Source organism: Streptomyces sp. Edi2 (genome assembly GCF_040253635.1).
GTDB lineage: Bacteria > Actinomycetota > Actinomycetes > Streptomycetales > Streptomycetaceae > Streptomyces.
Window position 1 is genome coordinate 5,968,886 of sequence record NZ_JBEJGX010000003.1, and the last position, 16,085, is coordinate 5,984,970.

Annotated in this window: 15 protein-coding genes and 1 pseudogene; 10 read left to right on the forward strand and 6 right to left on the reverse strand. The window is 72.3% G+C overall.

What is annotated here, in order from left to right; genetic code table 11:
• Nucleotides 1-117 precede the first annotated feature (117 nt).
• Nucleotides 118-867, forward strand: a complete 750-nt coding sequence (locus tag ABR737_RS29770) for an LOG family protein (protein ID WP_350253698.1) — start codon at nucleotides 118-120, stop codon at nucleotides 865-867.
• Nucleotides 868-877: 10 nt separating this feature from the next.
• Here the strand turns inward: ABR737_RS29770 and folP are convergent, their stop codons facing one another.
• Nucleotides 878-1,777, reverse strand: a complete 900-nt coding sequence (gene folP, locus ABR737_RS29775; protein ID WP_350253700.1) for a dihydropteroate synthase — start codon at nucleotides 1,775-1,777, stop codon at nucleotides 878-880.
• Nucleotides 1,778-1,869: 92 nt separating this feature from the next.
• Between folP and ABR737_RS29780 the strand changes: the two genes are divergently transcribed.
• Both ABR737_RS29780 and ABR737_RS29785 read left to right on the forward strand, forming a co-directional pair.
• Nucleotides 1,870-2,319: a DivIVA domain-containing protein gene (locus tag ABR737_RS29780; protein WP_350253702.1), complete on the forward strand. Its 450-nt coding sequence runs from the start codon at nucleotides 1,870-1,872 to the stop codon at nucleotides 2,317-2,319.
• Entirely contained in the window at nucleotides 2,316-2,921 is a 606-nt protein-coding gene (locus tag ABR737_RS29785) for a DNA-3-methyladenine glycosylase I (RefSeq protein ID WP_350253704.1), read from the forward strand. The genes ABR737_RS29780 and ABR737_RS29785 overlap by 4 nt, the downstream gene beginning before the upstream one ends.
• A gap of 155 nt (nucleotides 2,922-3,076) precedes the next feature.
• Here the strand turns inward: ABR737_RS29785 and chcB are convergent, their stop codons facing one another.
• Nucleotides 3,077-3,877 carry a 2-cyclohexenylcarbonyl CoA isomerase gene (gene chcB, locus ABR737_RS29790; protein WP_350253706.1) on the reverse strand — a complete coding sequence of 267 codons (801 nt, stop codon included), beginning with the start codon at nucleotides 3,875-3,877 and terminating at the stop codon, nucleotides 3,077-3,079.
• Between the two features lie 333 nt (nucleotides 3,878-4,210).
• Here chcB and ABR737_RS29795 point away from each other — a divergent pair, with 333 nt between their 5' ends.
• Nucleotides 4,211-4,378 (forward strand): DUF3117 domain-containing protein, encoded by a 168-nt coding sequence (locus ABR737_RS29795; RefSeq protein WP_006603288.1) that lies wholly within the window; start codon nucleotides 4,211-4,213, stop codon nucleotides 4,376-4,378.
• Between the two features lie 226 nt (nucleotides 4,379-4,604).
• Here ABR737_RS29795 and ABR737_RS29800 read toward each other — a convergent pair whose 3' ends face one another.
• Nucleotides 4,605-5,201, reverse strand: a complete 597-nt coding sequence (locus ABR737_RS29800; protein WP_502964521.1) for an O-methyltransferase — start codon at nucleotides 5,199-5,201, stop codon at nucleotides 4,605-4,607.
• A gap of 372 nt (nucleotides 5,202-5,573) precedes the next feature.
• Here ABR737_RS29800 and sigE point away from each other — a divergent pair.
• The 5 genes and pseudogenes from sigE (at nucleotide 5,574) to ABR737_RS29825 (ending at nucleotide 11,821) form a co-directional block, all read left to right on the forward strand.
• Nucleotides 5,574-6,265: pseudogene (gene sigE / locus ABR737_RS29805) on the forward strand (RNA polymerase sigma factor SigE).
• Nucleotides 6,262-7,305, forward strand: coding sequence for a zf-HC2 domain-containing protein (locus ABR737_RS29810; RefSeq protein ID WP_350253710.1), 1,044 nt, complete (start codon nucleotides 6,262-6,264; stop codon nucleotides 7,303-7,305). The pseudogene sigE and the gene ABR737_RS29810 overlap by 4 nt, the downstream one beginning before the upstream one ends.
• 960 nt (nucleotides 7,306-8,265) lie before the next feature.
• Entirely contained in the window at nucleotides 8,266-10,437 is a 2,172-nt protein-coding gene (locus ABR737_RS29815) for a trypsin-like peptidase domain-containing protein (RefSeq protein ID WP_350253712.1), read from the forward strand.
• A 116-nt stretch (nucleotides 10,438-10,553) separates the two neighbouring features.
• Nucleotides 10,554-11,039, forward strand: coding sequence for a sec-independent translocase (locus ABR737_RS29820; protein WP_350253713.1), 486 nt, complete (start codon nucleotides 10,554-10,556; stop codon nucleotides 11,037-11,039).
• 119 nt (nucleotides 11,040-11,158) lie between these two features.
• Nucleotides 11,159-11,821 (forward strand): hypothetical protein, encoded by a 663-nt coding sequence (locus tag ABR737_RS29825; protein WP_350253715.1) that lies wholly within the window; start codon nucleotides 11,159-11,161, stop codon nucleotides 11,819-11,821.
• Nucleotides 11,822-11,919: 98 nt separating this feature from the next.
• Here ABR737_RS29825 and ABR737_RS29830 read toward each other — a convergent pair whose 3' ends face one another.
• The 3 genes from ABR737_RS29830 to ABR737_RS29840 all read right to left on the reverse strand — a co-directional run bounded on the left by ABR737_RS29830 (nucleotide 11,920) and on the right by ABR737_RS29840 (nucleotide 15,053).
• Nucleotides 11,920-13,080, reverse strand: a complete 1,161-nt coding sequence (locus ABR737_RS29830; RefSeq protein ID WP_350253717.1) for an Mrp/NBP35 family ATP-binding protein — start codon at nucleotides 13,078-13,080, stop codon at nucleotides 11,920-11,922.
• Nucleotides 13,081-13,177: 97 nt separating this feature from the next.
• Nucleotides 13,178-13,756, reverse strand: coding sequence for a DUF1003 domain-containing protein (locus ABR737_RS29835; protein WP_350253719.1), 579 nt, complete (start codon nucleotides 13,754-13,756; stop codon nucleotides 13,178-13,180).
• Entirely contained in the window at nucleotides 13,746-15,053 is a 1,308-nt protein-coding gene (locus tag ABR737_RS29840) for a magnesium transporter MgtE N-terminal domain-containing protein (protein WP_350253721.1), read from the reverse strand. Before ABR737_RS29840 ends, ABR737_RS29835 begins: the two co-directional genes overlap by 11 nt.
• A 197-nt stretch (nucleotides 15,054-15,250) precedes the next feature.
• Here ABR737_RS29840 and ABR737_RS29845 point away from each other — a divergent pair, with 197 nt between their 5' ends.
• On the forward strand, nucleotides 15,251-16,030 hold the full coding sequence (locus ABR737_RS29845) for a hypothetical protein (RefSeq protein ID WP_502964401.1): 780 nt from the start codon (nucleotides 15,251-15,253) through the stop codon (nucleotides 16,028-16,030).
• Nucleotides 16,031-16,085 lie beyond the last annotated feature (55 nt).

A 16,085-nucleotide genomic window follows, 5' to 3' on the forward strand; every position in this document is an offset into this window, starting at 1 on the left:
GTCACCGGTCCGGGGACCGGGCGCCGACCGCACGCCTCCCCCTCGAATTCCCCTGCGCTTCACGTCCGCGGATCTACGCTGAAACGGCAAACGATCTGCCAGCGGAGGGAGCACGACATGGCCAGTCCCGAGGGAGCACCGGTCCCCGAGGAGCAGCGGCTGGGTCCCGTACTGCGCCGCCAGGACCAGGTGCGGACCGGCACCACGGACCAGCGTCTGCTGGACTCCGAAGGCCCCTCCGAGTGGGTGCACACCGACCCCTGGCGCGTGATGCGCATCCAGTCGGAGTTCGTCGAGGGCTTCGGCGCGCTGGCCGAGCTGGGCCCGGCCGTCAGCGTCTTCGGCTCCGCCCGTACGCCGCGTGACTCCAAGGAGTACGACGCCGGAGTGCGGATCGGCCGGGCCCTGGTCGACGCCGGTTTCGCGGTGATCACCGGCGGCGGCCCCGGCGCCATGGAGGCCGCCAACAAGGGCGCCAACGAGGCCGGTGGCACCTCCGTCGGGCTGGGCATCGAGCTGCCCTTCGAGCAGGGCATGAACGAGTATGTGAACCTCGGCGTCGACTTCCGCTACTTCTTCGTCCGCAAGACGTGTTTTGTGAAGTACGCCCGCGGGTTCGTGGTGCTCCCCGGCGGGCTCGGCACCCTCGACGAGCTCTTCGAAGCGCTCACCCTCGTCCAGACCCGCAAGGTCACCCGCTTCCCGATCGTGCTGTTCGGCACGGCCTACTGGAGCGGCCTGGTCGACTGGCTGCGCGACACCCTCATCGCCGAGGGCAAGGCGTCGATGCACGACCTGGAGCTCTTCCACCTCAGCGACGACGTGGACGAGGCGATCGCGCTGGTGACCAAGGAGGTCGGGATCTGAGGCCCCTGGCTCAGGCCAGTCCCCGGCGGGCGACCGCCGGGGGCCGGTGGCCGGCGATCGAGGCCACCATGTCCAGCACCTGCCGGGTCTCGGCGACCTCGTGGACCCGGTAGACCCGGGCGCCCAGCCAGGCCGAGACGGCGGTGGTCGCGAGGGTGCCGAGCACCCGTTCCTTGACCGGCCGGTCAAGCGTCTCGCCGACGAAGTCCTTGTTGGACAGCGAGACCAGCACCGGGAAGGGCGTCTCCCCCGCGTGAGCGAAGCCGAGCTCCCGGGGAACGGCCCGCGCCATCTCGTCCAGCCGGCGGGTCGCCTCCAGGCTGTGCCGGGTGTTCTTCCCGAAGTCGTGCCCCGGATCGATCATGATCGCGTCGCGCCGGACGCCCAGCTCCACGGCCCGCTCCGCGAGCCCGAGCGTCACCCGCAGGATGTCTTCCATCACGTCGTCGTAGGTCACCCGGTGCGGGCGGGTACGCGGCTGCGCACCGCCCGCGTGCGTGCACACCAGGCCCACGTCGTAGCGCGCCGCGACCTCGGCGAGCCGTGGATCGACCCCGCCCCAGGCGTCGTTGAGCAGATCGGCGCCGACCTCGCACACCGCCTCGCCGACCTCGTGGCGCCAGGTGTCGACGCTGATCACCACATCGGGGAAGCGCTTGCGGACCTCGGCCACGAACCCGACCGTGCGGCGGGCCTCCTCCTCGGCGCTGACCTCTTCGCCGGGGCCGGCCTTGACGCCGCCGATGTCGATGATCGCGGCACCCTCGGCCACCGCCTGTTCCACGCGGGCCAGCGCGGGTTCGTCACGGAACGTGGCGCCCTGGTCGTAGAACGAGTCCGGCGTCCGGTTGACGATCGCCATGATCACCGGCTCGTGCGCCCCGAACTCGCGATTCCCCAGCCGCAGCATTCCCGCACTCCCTCTCCGTGGTCCGGGAGCGACCCTAACTGTCACACCCGCATGGCACGATCAGTGCAGGCACATAGTCCGGGGAGTTGGTCGTGTTCTGGTTCTTGCTGATCGCGATGGTCGTGGTGGTGGCAGCCGTCACCCTCGTGGTCGTCGGCGGTGGTGACAGCGGTGGGCTGCGGGATTCCGAGCCGGACCGGCTGCACGACCCGCTGCCGGAGGACCGCCCGGTGGCCCGCGCCGATGTGGAGGCCGTCCGCCTTCCGGTGACCGTCCGCGGCTACCGGATGAACGAGGTCGACGACGTCCTGGACCGCCTGGGCGCCGAACTGGCCGAGCGCGACGCCCGGATCGCCGAGCTGGAGGCGGCGCTGGCCGGCGTGCACGCCTCCGCCATGGGCGGCCCGGGGCTGATACAGGACGGCCCGCCCCTGCTCGGACCGATCGAGGAGAAGCGGCTCGCCCCGGAGAAGGACCGGGCGAAGGACCGGCAGCCGGCCGAAGACCCAGGGATGACGCCGGAAGGCGGGGACCGTCCATGAGCGGCGTGGTGACCGAACCGGACGGCATCCCGCGCTGCCCGTGGGGGATGGAGTCGGCACAGATGGCCGACTACCGCGCCTACCACGACACCGAATGGGGCCTGCCGGTCCACGGCGACGACGCCCTCTTCGAGCGGATGAGCCTGGAGGCGTTCCAGTCCGGACTCTCCTGGATCACGATCCTGCGCCGCCGCCCCGGCTTCCGTGCCGCGTTCGCCGGCTTCCGGATCGCCGAGGTGGCGCGGTTCACGGACGCGGACGCCGAGCGGCTGCTCGCCGACCCGGGCATCATCCGCAACCGCGCCAAGATCGCCGCGACGATCAACAACGCCAAGATCGCCACCGAGCTGGCCGCGGGCGAGCTCGACGCGCTGATCTGGTCCTACGCCCCCGACCGGGCCGGCCGGCCGGTGCCGCGGACCGTGCGCGATGTGCAGCCGGTGACCCCGGAGTCGACGGCGCTCGCCAAGGACCTCAAGAAGCGCGGTTTCCGCTTCGTCGGTCCGACCACCGCCTACGCGATGATGCAGGCGTGCGGCCTGGTCAACGATCATCTGGCGGACTGCCATGTCCGCCGGGCCGTGGAGGCGGCGGCCGGCTGACCCGGCCCGGGCCGCCGGTCGCGGGCCGGGGCGGTCGTGGGCCGGGGCGCCGGCCGGGTCGGCTGCACGGAGTCGCCGGGCCGGGTCGGCTGTACCGGGTCGCCGACATTCGGTCACCGAGGCCCGGTCGCCGACACCCGGTCGCCGATGCCGGCTCAGTGTCCCAGGAAGACCGGCTTCTCCTTCTTCACGAACGCCTCGACCGCGATCGCGTGGTCCTCCGAAGCCCCCGCCCGGCCCTGCAGCTCGTCCTCCTTGCCGAGGGTTTCGGCGAGCGAGTGCCCCGCCCCGTAGGCCAGCGACTCCTTGATCGCGGCATAGGCGGCGGTCGGGCCCTCGGCCAGCCGGCGGGCGACGGCCGCGGCCGTCTCGGCCAGCTCGTCGGCCGGCACCACCTTGTTGGCGATGCCCAGGTCGTACGCCTCCTGGGCGCCGATGTTGCGCGGGAAGAGCAGCAGATCGGCGGCCCGGCCATGGCCGATCAGCCGCGGCAGCGTCCAGGACACCCCGGAGTCGGCGGTCAGCGCGACGCCCGCGAAGGAGGTGTTGAAGGACGCGGTGTCGGCGACCACGCGGTAGTCGGCGGCCATGGCGAAGCCCGCACCGGCGCCCGCGGCGACCCCGTTGACGCCCGCGACCACGGGCTTGGGCATCTCGGTCAGCGCCGTCACGATGGGGTTGTAGTGCTCACGCACGGTGTTCATGGTGCCGCCGGAGCCGGTGGCCCGGTCCTCGGCCAGCAGCCCGATGTGCTCCTTGAGGTCCTGCCCGACGCAGAAGGCGCGCCCGGTGGCGGTCAGCAGAACGGCGCGTACGGCAGGATCGGCGGCGGCCTCCTGCAGGGTGTCCCGCAGCAGGACCTTCGCCTCGATGTTCAGCGCGTTCATCGCGTCGGGGCGGTTGAGAGTGATCGTCGCGAGTCCGTCGGTCACGTCATAGAGCACGGTGTCGGCCATAGTGGGAGTCCCCTCCGTCGCGGCTCGGACTGCTCGTCAGCGGCAGCCAGCGCTCAGGATGCCGGAGATCATCGGGCCCCGGCATGTGACGTACATCAAAGATTGCGGGCGCGTCGGAGGTCGGCGGGCGGAGAAGTATTGCAGCCACCTCCCCGAATTGAGGGGGTTTGAGAGAGCGGGTTGCCGAAGGGATGCGGCCCGATGTTGGTCATCGGGTCGTTCGATGCGGGATAATGGCCTGGAAGCAATCTGTTCGATGCCGGTGACACGTGCCTATCCGGGCCGTCGGCTGAGATGAGCTTGATTGAGCTGGTTTCAGGAAGGGGAACGAGCATGGCGGCCATGAAGCCGCGGACGGGTGACGGCCCGCTCGAGGTGACCAAGGAGGGGCGGGGCATCGTCATGCGTGTTCCGCTCGAAGGCGGCGGGCGGCTCGTCGTCGAGCTGACCCCCGACGAAGCCAAGGCCCTGGGTGAGGCCCTGGACAAGGTCACCGTCTGACAAGGGCGGCGCAACCGGCGGTTTCCCGGGGCTGACCCCGGTATCCCCAGCCGAATTACCCCGGCCCCGGCATGTGGCACGTGCGAATGCGCGCCAGGTGCCGGGGCCGTTTGCCTGTCCTGGCGCCGGGCCCGGTCCGGGCCCGGGCCTGCGACCTCCGACCTCCGACCTGCGGTCCTGTGACCTGCGGTCCTGTGACCTGCGGCGGCCGGGAGGCCGGGGCCGGTCAGCCGCGTCTGACCGCACAGAGCAGGCCGTCGCCGACCGGCAGCAGGGCCGGCACCAGCGTGGTGCTCTCCCGGATGGTCCGCAGCAGCTCCCGCAGCCGCAGCACCTCGGCGGGCTGCAGCGACGAGTCGACCGTACGGCCGTCGGCGAAAACGCCCTCGAAGCAGACCAGGCCGCCGGGGCGCAGCAGCCGCAACGATTCAGCGAGGTATTCCAGGCACTCCATGAGGTCGCCGTCGCAGAACACGAGGTCGTAGCCGCCGTCCGCGAGACGGGGCAGCACGTCCAGCGCGTGGCCCGGAATGAAGCGGGCGCGGTTCCCGGCGAAGCCGGCCGCTCGGAACGCCTGCTTGGCGAAGGCCTGCCGCTCCGGTTCGAGATCCACGGTGGTCAGCACCCCGTCGGGCCGCATGCCGTGCAGGAGATAGATGCCCGACACGCCCGTGCCGGTGCCGATCTCGGCGACCGCCTTGGCGTCGACGGCGGCCGCGAGCAGGCGGAGGGCGGCGCCGGTGCCGTTCGTCACCGTACGGATGCCGGCTTCGCGCGCGCAGTCGCGGGACCACCGCAGGGCGGTCTCGGCGCTGTCGTCGATGGTCCCGGCGCCGTACGCCTCGGCGAAAGCCAAGCTCGTCTGCCGGTTGCCGGTAATGGCCCTCTCCTGTCCCCGTAGTTGACGCAACCGTGACTGTATCCGCTGCGTCCGGGAACCCGCAGATGGGACTGGACGTTAAGGACGGGAAGGGGATGACGGGGGGATGCACCGGTGAAGACCGCGCGAGACACGAACCATGAACAGAAGCAGGACCAAATGCAGGTCAAAACTGCTTATCCGGAGCTAACGGGCGAGGTGGATATGGTAGGGGCTCTACTGGACACCACCAGAGCCACCAGGGGAGGTGCGGCTGCGGCGGGTGACCGAGGGGTGCTGAGGCGCTTGAAAAGGTCGTTCGCCGAGCCGAAATCCGTGACAGACACTGCTGACCGTTCCCGTCCCCATGGCCCGAAGGCCAAGGGAGGGGCCCCCGTCGCCGACTCCGCAACCACCGCGACCTTTGCCGCAGACGCGGATGCGCAGGCGTGGACTCCGCCCAGCTGGGAGGAGATCGTCAGCACCCACAGCGCGCGGGTCTACCGCCTCGCCTACCGCCTCACCGGCAATCAGCACGACGCCGAGGACCTCACCCAGGAGGTGTTCGTCCGCGTCTTCCGCTCGCTGTCGACGTACACCCCCGGCACCTTCGAGGGCTGGCTGCACCGGATCACCACCAACCTCTTCCTGGATATGGTCCGCCGCCGTCAGCGCATCCGCTTCGACGCGCTCGGTGACGATGCCGCCGAGCGGCTGCCCAGCCGCGAGCCCTCCCCCAGCAGGTCTTCAACGACACCCACTTCGACGCCGATGTGCAGCAGGCGCTGGACACCCTTGCGCCCGAGTTCCGTGCCGCCGTCGTCCTGTGTGACATCGAGGGCCTGTCGTACGAGGAGATCGCCGCCACGCTCGGTGTCAAGCTCGGCACGGTCCGCAGCCGGATCCACCGTGGCCGCTCCCACCTGCGCAAGGCCCTCAAGCACCGCGCCCCGGCCACCCGTGCCGAAGAGCGTGAGCAGCGGCGGTCGTTGGCCGTGGTGCCCACGGGGGAGGTCGGAATCGCGTGAGCGCCATTGGCGGTCCGTCCCCCGCCGAGCAGCATCTCGGCGACCGCCTCGCGGCTCTGGTCGACGGCGAGTTGGGGCATGACGCACGCGAGCGGGTGCTCGCGCATCTTGCGACATGCGGACGGTGCAAGGCAGAAGCCGACGCCCAGCGCCGGCTGAAAAGCGTATTCGCCGAGACGGCACCCCCCGGTCCTTCCGAGGGGCTGCTGGCACGACTGCAGCAACTGCCCGGTGGCGACCCGGACGGCCCCGGCAGCCGACTAGGCAACGGCAATGGCAGTCGGCTCGGCAACGGCAGCTTCGGACGCGGCGAGTTCGGGCGTGGCGATTTCGGACGCGGCGGATTCGGGCGTGGTGAGTTCGCACGACGTGGTGAGTTCATCCGCGGCGGTGACGCGTTCCGCTATGTCCCCTCCGACAGTCACTCCGGCCATCCCATGGCGGCAATTCCCCTGCAGCCCCGTGGACGCGGCTTCCGGGTGCAGGAGAGCTACCGGACCGCGCAGCGGCGCCGGTTCGCCTTCGCGGCGGCCGGTGCGGTCTCCCTTGCGGCCTTCGCGCTGGGCGGCGCCCTCCCGCTGGAGGCGGCGGTCGATCTGCCCGGCGGACGCGTCGACGGCGGCGGCACGGCCGTCACCCCGCTCGGCGTCAGCCCGGCGGCCGACGCCGGCCCGCTCCTTCGCGGAGAGGAATTTCCCGCCAAGAATTCCCGGTCCGGTGCCTGGCAGCCGTCCGGCGGCCCGACCATGGCCCCGGCCCCCAGCGCCATGACCCTGTACGGCCCCACCGCGGCACCCCCCGCCCCGCAATCCCCGGCGTCGGCGCCCGCCCAGGCCGGCCGCTTCGGCCTGTCGCCCCTGATAGCCGCGACGGGTCCGGCCTCGGCGTCTTACCTCGCACCCCTGGTTGCCAACGCCGGCACCGCCCCGGTGCGGAAGAACCCGCCCGCGCTCCCACCCCTGGAGCCCATGCGCCCGCTGACCGGTTCCGCGGTCGCGGCAGCCCCCTCCGCTGCTGGCTCAACCCCGGCCCAGCGCTGACCGTCTCCTGCGCAGCCCCGCGGGGAACTGGTTGAATCCCTGTGGGCGGCGCACCCCTGACCGGGCGCGTACCGCGAGGTGGTGGTGGCCCGCGCAGGTCCGCGGGCGAATTCTGGGGAGAGCATGGACGACGGTAAGGCCGCCGGGCCGAAGCTGAAGTGGTGGAGCCGCCCGGAAGGCACCCCGCACACCGAACCGTCCGCCGAGGCCCGTCCGCAGGCGGCGGCGCCCGCCGACGGCGCGGCGGGCAGTGCTGCGGACGCCACGACGGTGGCCGGCGTCGCGGACGAAAGGGTGGCCGGCGCCGCGGACGGCGCGGTGGCCGCAGCATCCGGCGCGTCCGGCGCATCCGGTACCTCCGAGGGGTTGGAAGCACAGGACTGGGTCGTGCGTCCACCGGAGCCGCGCACGGACTCCGGGGCGGGCATATCGCCGGAGCCTCCTTTCGGGGGCGCCCGGAGTTCCGCGAGCGCCGGGAGTACTGGGAGCGCCGGGACGTCCGGGAGTGCTGGGAGCGCCGGGAGCGCCGAAGTTGACGTCATGGCCGATGAATTGGCGGCGCCACGCGGAAGGACGGCCGCGGACCGGACGCGCGAGGAGGAGGCCGGAGCCGCGGGCGCCGGGACGAGCGGTGCGCGGCCGGCCCCGTCGACCATGACGCTCGGCCGGGTGACCGGTGCCGCGCGGGACGAGGCGCTGCCCCCGCCAGACGAGGCCCCGGACGCAGCGGCCACGACCACGGCGGCAGCCCCCGTTCCCGCCGCAGGGACTCCGGCGGCCGGGGCTCCCGTGTCTGGCACCCACGCGCCAGGGGCTGCGGTGTCCGGGCCTCCCGCGACCGGGGCTCCCGCCGCAGGTACTCCCGCGTCCGGAACCCCCGCGCCGGGGACCCTTGCGGCAGGGACTGCTGCGTCCGGAACCGCTGCGTCCGCGACTCCTGCGTCCGCGACTCCCGCGTCTGTGGCCCCGAGTGCCACACCGCCGCGGCAGCAGCCGTTGCACGCCGAGGACCCGTACGGCACCCCTCCGTACGGCGGTCCCGGGCCGTGGGCGCCCGCACCGCCCGTACAGCGGCCGGTGGCTACCCCCGCGCGTGGCACCGTCCTCCCGCCGGCCGCCGGCCCGCTGCCCCCGTACGCCGCCCCGGCCGCCCCGCAGGCCGCGATGCCGGGAACGGGCTACCCGGTCCCACCGCAGGCACCGCAGGCACCGCAGGCACCGCAGGCACCGCAGCCACAGCAGGCCTCGCAGGCACCGCCGTCCGCCGCTACGCCCGTCGCCCCGCCCGCGGCGCCGTCCGCTGTGCCGACGGGTGCGCCGGGGCCGGGAGGCGAGGGCCCGACGCCGCTCGCGCACACCGGGGAGCAGCCGCCCCCGGCACGGACGACCGATGCCGCGCACCCCGCGGCCGCCGAGCCGCGCGCCTCCCATCCGGGGCTCCAGAAGCCCGGCCCGCCGCAGCCGTCTTCCGCCCCGGGGGCCGCCACCCGCACCGACGCACCGCAGACCGACGCGACGCATCCCGGCCCAGCGCATCCCGGCCCCGCCCAGCCCAACGCGCCGCAGCCGGACGCACCGCGGACCGCTGCCCGCCACGCCACCGGTCCGCAGACCACTGCCCCGCATGCCACCGGCCCCCAGACCACCCCACAGACCACCCCTCTGGCCGCCGTCCCGGGCCCGACCGTCGGACCCGACGGCTCAGCGCAGAACGGCCCGGACAGCCCGGAAGCTACGCACGGCCCGGACGGCCCCTTCGTCCCCCACCCCGGCGACGGCGGCCCCCGCCCGGCAGCCGCCACCGCCGCGCCGTACGCGTCCCAGCCGCAGCCCTACCCCGGCCTGCCCGGCGACCACGGACCGGCCTGCCCCCAGGGTCAGCACCCGGCCCCCCAGGGTCAGCACCCGGCCCCCCAGGGTCAGCACCCCGCCCCCCAAGGCGCCTGGCAGCACTACGACCCCTGGAGCGCGCCGCTGCAGGGCGGGCCCCTCGCCCCGTCCTCGCACGCGCACGACCGGCGCCGCCGGCGCGGTCAGCTGGTCGCCGGCGCGGTGGCCCTCGCACTCCTCGCGGGCGGCATCGGCGGCTGCATCGGCGCCTACGTCGAGCGCTACGGCGGGATCAACGACATCAGGCTGCCGCAGTCCGCCGGTGACGAGGGAGGCCGCAGGTCCGACAGTGTCGCCGGGATCGCGCACACCGCGCTGCCCGGCGTCGTCACGATCCATGTGCGGGGCAGCGCCGAACAGGGCACCGGCACCGGCTTCGTCCTCGACCGCCAGGGCCACATCCTCACCAACAACCATGTCGTCCAGCCGGCCGGCAGCGGTGGCGAGATCTCGGTGACCTTCAGCGGCGGCCAGACGGCCAAGGCCAAGGTCGTCGGCCAGGACGGGGGCTATGACCTCGCCGTCGTCCAGGTGGAGGGCGTCACGGGACTGCATCCGCTCACCCTCGGCAACTCCGACTCCGTGCAGGTCGGCGACCCGGTGGTGGCGATCGGCGCACCCTTCGACCTCGCCAACACCGTCACCTCGGGGATCATCAGCGCCAAGCAGCGCCCGATCACCGCGGGCGGCGAGAAGGGTGACGGCAGCGACGTCTCGTACGTGGACGCGCTGCAGACCGATGCGCCCATCAACCCCGGTAACTCCGGCGGCCCGCTGGTGGACGCCAAGGCGCGGGTGATCGGCATCAACAGCGCCATCCGGGCGGCCGACAGCGGCAGCGGCCCGGTCGGCGGCGCCCAGGGCGGCAGCATAGGGCTGGGCTTCGCCATACCGATCAACCAGGCCAAGCGGGTTGCCGAGGAGCTGATCAACACCGGCCGGGCGACCCATCCGGTGATCGGCGTGACCCTGGAGATGGAGTACGCCGGTGACGGGGCGCGGGTCGGCGAGCACAGCAAGAGCGGCAAGCCGCCGGTCATCCCGGACGGCCCCGGTGCCAAGGCCGGGATCAAGGCCGGCGATGTGATCACCAAGGTGGACGGCGCCCCGGTGCACAGCGGTGAGGAACTGATCGTCAAGATCCGCAGCCACCGGCCCGGCGACACGCTGGCGCTCACCCTCCGGAGGGGCGGCAAGGACCGCTCCGTACGGCTCAGCCTGGGTTCCTCCAGCACGGGCTGATCGTTTGCATGGTGTTGGTACGGGCGACTCCCGCCCGACGTACGGGGCCAGGTACCGTGATAGGCGGCCTGGCCCATAGGCCGACGAAGGCCGCGGATTACCCAAGGAGCTGCTAGGTGTTCTTCGATATAGGACCCCTCGAGCTGGTGGCGCTCGTGATCCTTGCGGTGCTCGTCTTCGGTCCGGACAAGCTGCCCAAGGTCATCCAGGACGTCATGGGCTTCATCCGCAAGGTGCGGGCGTTCTCCGACAGCGCCAAGGAAGACATCCGCAGCGAGCTCGGGCCGGACTTCAAGGACTTCGAGTTCGAGGACCTCAAGCCCAAGAACTTCGTGCGCAAGCATGTCCTGGACAAGGACGAGTACGGCCTCAAGGACCTTCAGGAGATCCGTAACGGCTTCGACCTGAAGAAGGAGATGGCCGAGGTCACCGACGCCGTCCACGGCCACGACAGCGCCTCTTCCGCCACGCCCTCGAACGGGGCAGGTCCAAGCCTGTCCAAGGAGTCCCCGGCCGCCTCCGCCGGCCGCCCTGACCTGGTGAAGAAGAACGGAAGCCCTCAGCCGGACGAGCGTCCGCCGTTCGACGCCGATGCCACCTGACACACACCGGTATGACCGGCTGTGTTGACGCCTATGGCTATGCTCCGGGTGTCCGGGGTTCGGTCGCCTGAGGGGGGCGGGCCGCCCACGACGCAGGGCAACAAGGAGGCTCCGCGCAGATGGAGACGACGAGTCGGACAGCGGCACAAGGGGTGTCCGCGGAGGCCGGCCGGAAGGTCGACGGCTATCTGCTGGCCGCGTTCCCGTGGTACGGCCTCGACGAGGCGTTCACCGGTCCGCGCTGGCTGATGCAGGTCGGCGCAGCCGCGGACGGCACCGTCGAACACGGCGCCACCGGGCATGGCGAGGAGCCCACCATCAAGGTGGAACCGCCGCAGGACGAGCGGTTCGCGGTCGTGGTGACGGTCGCCAGCCGTCCCGTACGGCGCAGTGCCGACGGCACCGGTGTACTGGAGGCGACCTCGGTCTCGACGGCCGCCTGGCTCGCCGGCTCGGGCCTGCTCGCACAGACCTGGCCCACGCAGATGGACCGGACGCTGCGCCAGGACTGGCTGGATCAGCAGACGATGCTCGCCTGGGAGCTGGCCGACGACCTCGGCGGCGGGAGCTGGAGCGAGCTGATGCTGCCGGTGGACGGCGTGCCGACGTCCTTCGCCTACCGCGAGTCCGAGTACGGCTGGGTGCTGGCCGGCTCGGCGAGCGAGGGGGCCGAGGGGGCCGAGGGGCACGAGGGCGTCCACATCGGTGCCTACGGGCGGGGGATGAGCGCGTACGGGCTGGGCTTCTCGGTGATCAAGGATCTGACCGAGTACGAGGGCTGAGCGGCAGCGCACGAAGAGCGCCGGACGGCAACGCAAAAGGGGCGGGCCCGCACGGGCCCGCCCCTTGCGCGTCCGCCGGCCTCGCGGCGGATGCGCTCTCAGAACTTGTTGCGCGGGGTGATGCCCAGCGACATGCCCTGCAGGCCGCGCTGGCGGCCGCCCAGCTTGCCCGCGATGGTGCGGATCGCCGAGCCGGCGGGGGAGTCGGGATCGGTCAGCACGACCGGCTTGCCCTCGTCGCCGCCCTCGCGCAGCCGGACGTCGATCGGGATCGCGCCGAGCACCGGCACCTGCGTACCGGTCGTCTTCGTCAGGCCCTCGGCGACCCGCTCGCCGCCGCCGGTGCCGAAGACATCGACCATCTCGTCGCAGTGCGGGCAGGGCAGCCCGGACATGTTCTCGACCACGCCGACGATCTTCTGGTGGGTCTGCACGGCGATCGAACCGGCCCGCTCGGCGACCTCGGCCGCGGCCTGCTGCGGGGTGGTGACGACCAGGATCTCGGCGTTCGGGACGAGCTGGGCCACCGAGATGGCGATATCGCCGGTGCCGGGCGGCAGGTCCAGCAGCAGCACGTCCAGGTCGCCCCAGTACACATCGGCCAGGAACTGCTGGAGCGCACGGTGCAGCATCGGGCCGCGCCAGACCACCGGGGCGTTGCCCGGGGTGAACATGCCGATCGAGATGACCTTCACGCCGTTCGCCGACGGCGGCATGATCATGTTCTCGACCTGGGTGGGCTTGCCGTAGGCGCCCAGCATGCGGGGTACGGAGTGGCCGTAGATGTCGGCGTCCACGACACCGACCTTCAGGCCGTCGGCCGCCATCGCCGCGGCGAGGTTGACGGTCACCGACGACTTGCCGACGCCGCCCTTGCCGGAGGCGACGGCGTAGACCCGGGTCAGCGAACCGGGCTGGGCGAACGGCACCTCGCGCTCGGGGGTGCCCCCGCGCAGCGAGGCCGTCAGCTCCTTGCGCTGCTCGTCGCTCATCACGTCCAGCTCGACGGCGACGGAGGTGACGCCCTCGACCCGCTCGACGGCCTCCCGCACATTGCTGGTGATCGTCTCGCGCATCGGACAGCCGGAGACCGTGAGGTAGACCACGACCGCCACCGCGCCGTCCGCCGCGATGTCCACCGATTTGACCATCCCCAGCTCGGTGATGGGGCGGTGGATCTCGGGGTCGTTCACCGTCGCGAGCGCTTCGCGGACCGCGTCCTCGCTCGGGGTGGCGCCTTCGGGCGTGTGGGTAGCCATGTAGAGATAGTACGGCCGCGCAAAGCGCGTCCCAAAGGGGTGGTGGTGGGGCGACGGGAGGGCGGTACGGCGCGTGAGGGTGCCTCCGGAAAGCCCGTCAGCGGTCGCGTTCATCACTCTCCGCGCCGGCCGGCTGCCGCAGCTCCAGATCCCGCAGCATGTCCTGGAGCTCGGAGCGGATCCAGTCGCGGGTGGCGACCTCGCCCAGGCCGAGCCGCAGGGCCGCGATCTCCCTGGTCAGATACTCGGTATCGGCGATGGACCGCTCGTTCTGCTTGCGGTCCTGCTCGTGGGTGACCCGGTCGCGGTCGTCCTGGCGGTTCTGCGCCAGCAGGATCAGCGGCGCGGCGTACGACGCCTGCAGGGACAGCGCCAGCGTCAGGAAGATGAACGGGTACTGATCGAACCTCAGGCCACTGGGCGCCGTGGTGTTCCACAGGACCCACAGGATGATGGTGACGGTCATCCAGACGATGAAGCGGCCGGTTCCCAGGAAGCGGGCGATCTTCTCCGAAAGCCGCCCGAACGCCTCCGGGTCGTACTCCGGCAGGAACGTACGGCGCGGCGCGCGCGGCTGGTCGAGGCGCACCCGCGGCCGGTCCGCGCCCCGGCGCATCGCGGAGGCTCCGTTCGCCCGCGACCGCTGACCGGCGCCGTCCCGCTCCTCACCGGCCATGGGCACTCTCCCCCAGGGGCCGGTCGCCGTTCAGACCGGCCGTGGCCGGGTCGTGCAGCCCGTCCTCCCGCCAGTCGTCCGGCAGCAGGTGGTCCAGTACGTCGTCGACGGTGACCGCACCCAGCAGCGCCCCGCTCTCGTCCACGACCGGGGCGGCGACCATGTTGTACGCGGCCAGATAGCTGGTCACCTCCGGCAGCGGGGTGTCCGGGGGCAGGGCCGGCAGATCGGTGTCGGCGATCGAGCTGACGAGGGTGAACGGCGGGTCGCGCAGCAGCCGTTGGAAGTGCACCAGGCCCAGGTACTTGCCGGTGGGCGTCTCGTCCGGCGGCCGGCAGACGTAGATCTGGGCGGCCAGCGCGGGCGAGAGGTCCGGGTCGCGCACCCGCGCCAGCGCGTCCGCGACCGTCGCGTCCGGGCGCAGCACGATCGGCTCGGTGGTCATCAGCCCGCCCGCGGTCCGCTCCTCGTACGACATCAGCCGCCGCACATCGGCGGCCTCCTCCGGCCGCATCAGCGCCAGCAGCCGTTCCTTCTCCTCCTCCGGCAGCTCGGAGAGCAGATCGGCGGCGTCGTCCGGGTCCATCGCCTCCAGGACGTCGGCGGCCCGCTCGTCCTGCAGCTTGCCGATGATCTCGACCTGGTCGTCCTCCGGCAGCTCCTCCAGGACATCCGCCAGCCGGTCGTCGTCGAGCGCCGCGGCGACCTCGGCGCGCCGCTTGGCGGAGAGGTGGTGGAGCACGCCGGCGAGGTCGGCGGGCCGCAGCTGTTCGAAGGTGGCCAGCAGGCTCTCCGCGCCCTGCCCGTGCTCCTCCAGCGAGAAGCCGGTCACCGCCGACCACTCCACGGTCAGCGTCTCGCCCTTCCGCCGCAGCGCCCCGCCCTTGCCCTTCCGTACGAAGACCTTGTCGATCTCCCAGTCGCGGCGGGCCGGCAGCTGGGTGAGGCCGATGTCGAGGACGGTGACCTCCTCGTCGGTCTCCACCAGGCGCACCCGCCGGTCGAGCAGTTCGCCGAGTACCAGCGTCTCGGACGCCCGCTGCTCGAAGCGCCGCATATTGACCACGCCGGTGATGATGATCTGGCCGGACTCCACCCCGGTCACCCGCGTCATGGGCACGAAGATCCGGCGCCTGCTGATCACCTCGACGACCACCCCGAGCACCCGCGGGGGGCGGTCCCCGACCCGGAGCAGCGCGACGAGGTCCCGCAGCCGGCCGACCTGGTCGCCGTTGGGGTCGAAGACGGCGATGCCGGCGAGATGGGAGACGAAGACCCGGGGAGTCACCACTGCCATGCAGAGTGCCGCCCTTTCTCCCGTTAAGCCCCGAAATAGGGCATCAATCCGGGTTCAGGCTAACGCGCCCCGGCCCGCGCCGCCCCGGTGAAGGAGGCCGTAGGGTGACCGCCACGCTCCCCGCCGAAGACCGTGCGCGGCCCAGGTACGCTGCCGTACTGCTGTCGAGGTCACCCGCATCAGGAGGCACAGCCGACGTGAGCGCAATTCCCCCGGGCGCCGGCCCCCGACCCCTGGCCGGAACCCGTCGTACGCGACGGGCCGCGCTCATGGGGGCGGCTTGTGCGGTACTGGCCGTGGCGGTGACGGGCTGCGGCGGGGAAGACCCGGACGCCGGCACCAACGGCGTGGGGAAGCTGTCCGCCGCGAAGATCGAATCCAAGGCGCGGGCCGCGGCCCAGCGGGCGGACACCGTGCACCTCTCCGGCAATGTCGTCAGCCAGGGCCGCACCTACAAGCTCGACATGCGGCTGGCGAAGGGCGGTGCGAAGGGGGAGCTGACCACGAAGGCGGCCGCCTTCCAGCTGCTGCGGGTCGGCGATGCGCTCTATCTGAAGGCGAATGCGGCCTTCTGGGCCGGCGAGAAGAGCGGCGGCTCGGGCAAGCCCAACCAGGCGGCGGGCAAGCTCGATGGCAAATACGTCAAGGTGCCCGCCGGCGACCCGGTCTACCAGCGCTTCAGCGGCTTCACCGACAAGGACACCCTGCTCGCCGGCCTCCTCGGCCTGCACGGCAAGCTGACGACCGGCAACCGCAGCGATATCGACGGGGTCCGCACCGTCCGGGTGGCCGCCGGCGCGGGCTCCGGCGGCACCCTGGACGTCTCCCTGGAGGGCACGCCCTACCCGCTGCGGCTCCAGCGCGCGGGCGGTGCGGGGGTGGTCCGGCTGGCCGACTGGGGCCGGAGCGTGGACCTCAAGGCCCCGCCCAGGAACCAGGTCGTGGATTACGGCTCCAAGATCTCCGGCAAGGGCTGAGAAAGGCCGGGAAAGCGCTGAAAACGGGCCGAATGAGGCCCGGGCCCCGGGAACG

What these genes read in the sequence shown, in the direction of transcription:
- ABR737_RS29785 (WP_350253704.1), top strand. Translation starts at nt 2,316, where the DNA reads ATGAGCGGCGTGGTGACCGAACCGGACGGCATCCCGCGCTGCCCGTGG.
- folP (WP_350253700.1), bottom strand. Translation starts at nt 1,777, where the DNA reads ATGCTGCGGCTGGGGAATCGCGAGTTCGGGGCGCACGAGCCGGTGATC.
- ABR737_RS29825 (WP_350253715.1), top strand. Translation starts at nt 11,159, where the DNA reads ATGGAGACGACGAGTCGGACAGCGGCACAAGGGGTGTCCGCGGAGGCC.
- ABR737_RS29830 (WP_350253717.1), bottom strand. Translation starts at nt 13,080, where the DNA reads ATGGCTACCCACACGCCCGAAGGCGCCACCCCGAGCGAGGACGCGGTC.
- ABR737_RS29840 (WP_350253721.1), bottom strand. Translation starts at nt 15,053, where the DNA reads ATGGCAGTGGTGACTCCCCGGGTCTTCGTCTCCCATCTCGCCGGCATC.
- ABR737_RS29795 (WP_006603288.1), top strand. Translation starts at nt 4,211, where the DNA reads ATGGCGGCCATGAAGCCGCGGACGGGTGACGGCCCGCTCGAGGTGACC.
- chcB (WP_350253706.1), bottom strand. Translation starts at nt 3,877, where the DNA reads ATGGCCGACACCGTGCTCTATGACGTGACCGACGGACTCGCGACGATC.
- ABR737_RS29770 (WP_350253698.1), top strand. Translation starts at nt 118, where the DNA reads ATGGCCAGTCCCGAGGGAGCACCGGTCCCCGAGGAGCAGCGGCTGGGT.
- ABR737_RS29835 (WP_350253719.1), bottom strand. Translation starts at nt 13,756, where the DNA reads ATGGCCGGTGAGGAGCGGGACGGCGCCGGTCAGCGGTCGCGGGCGAAC.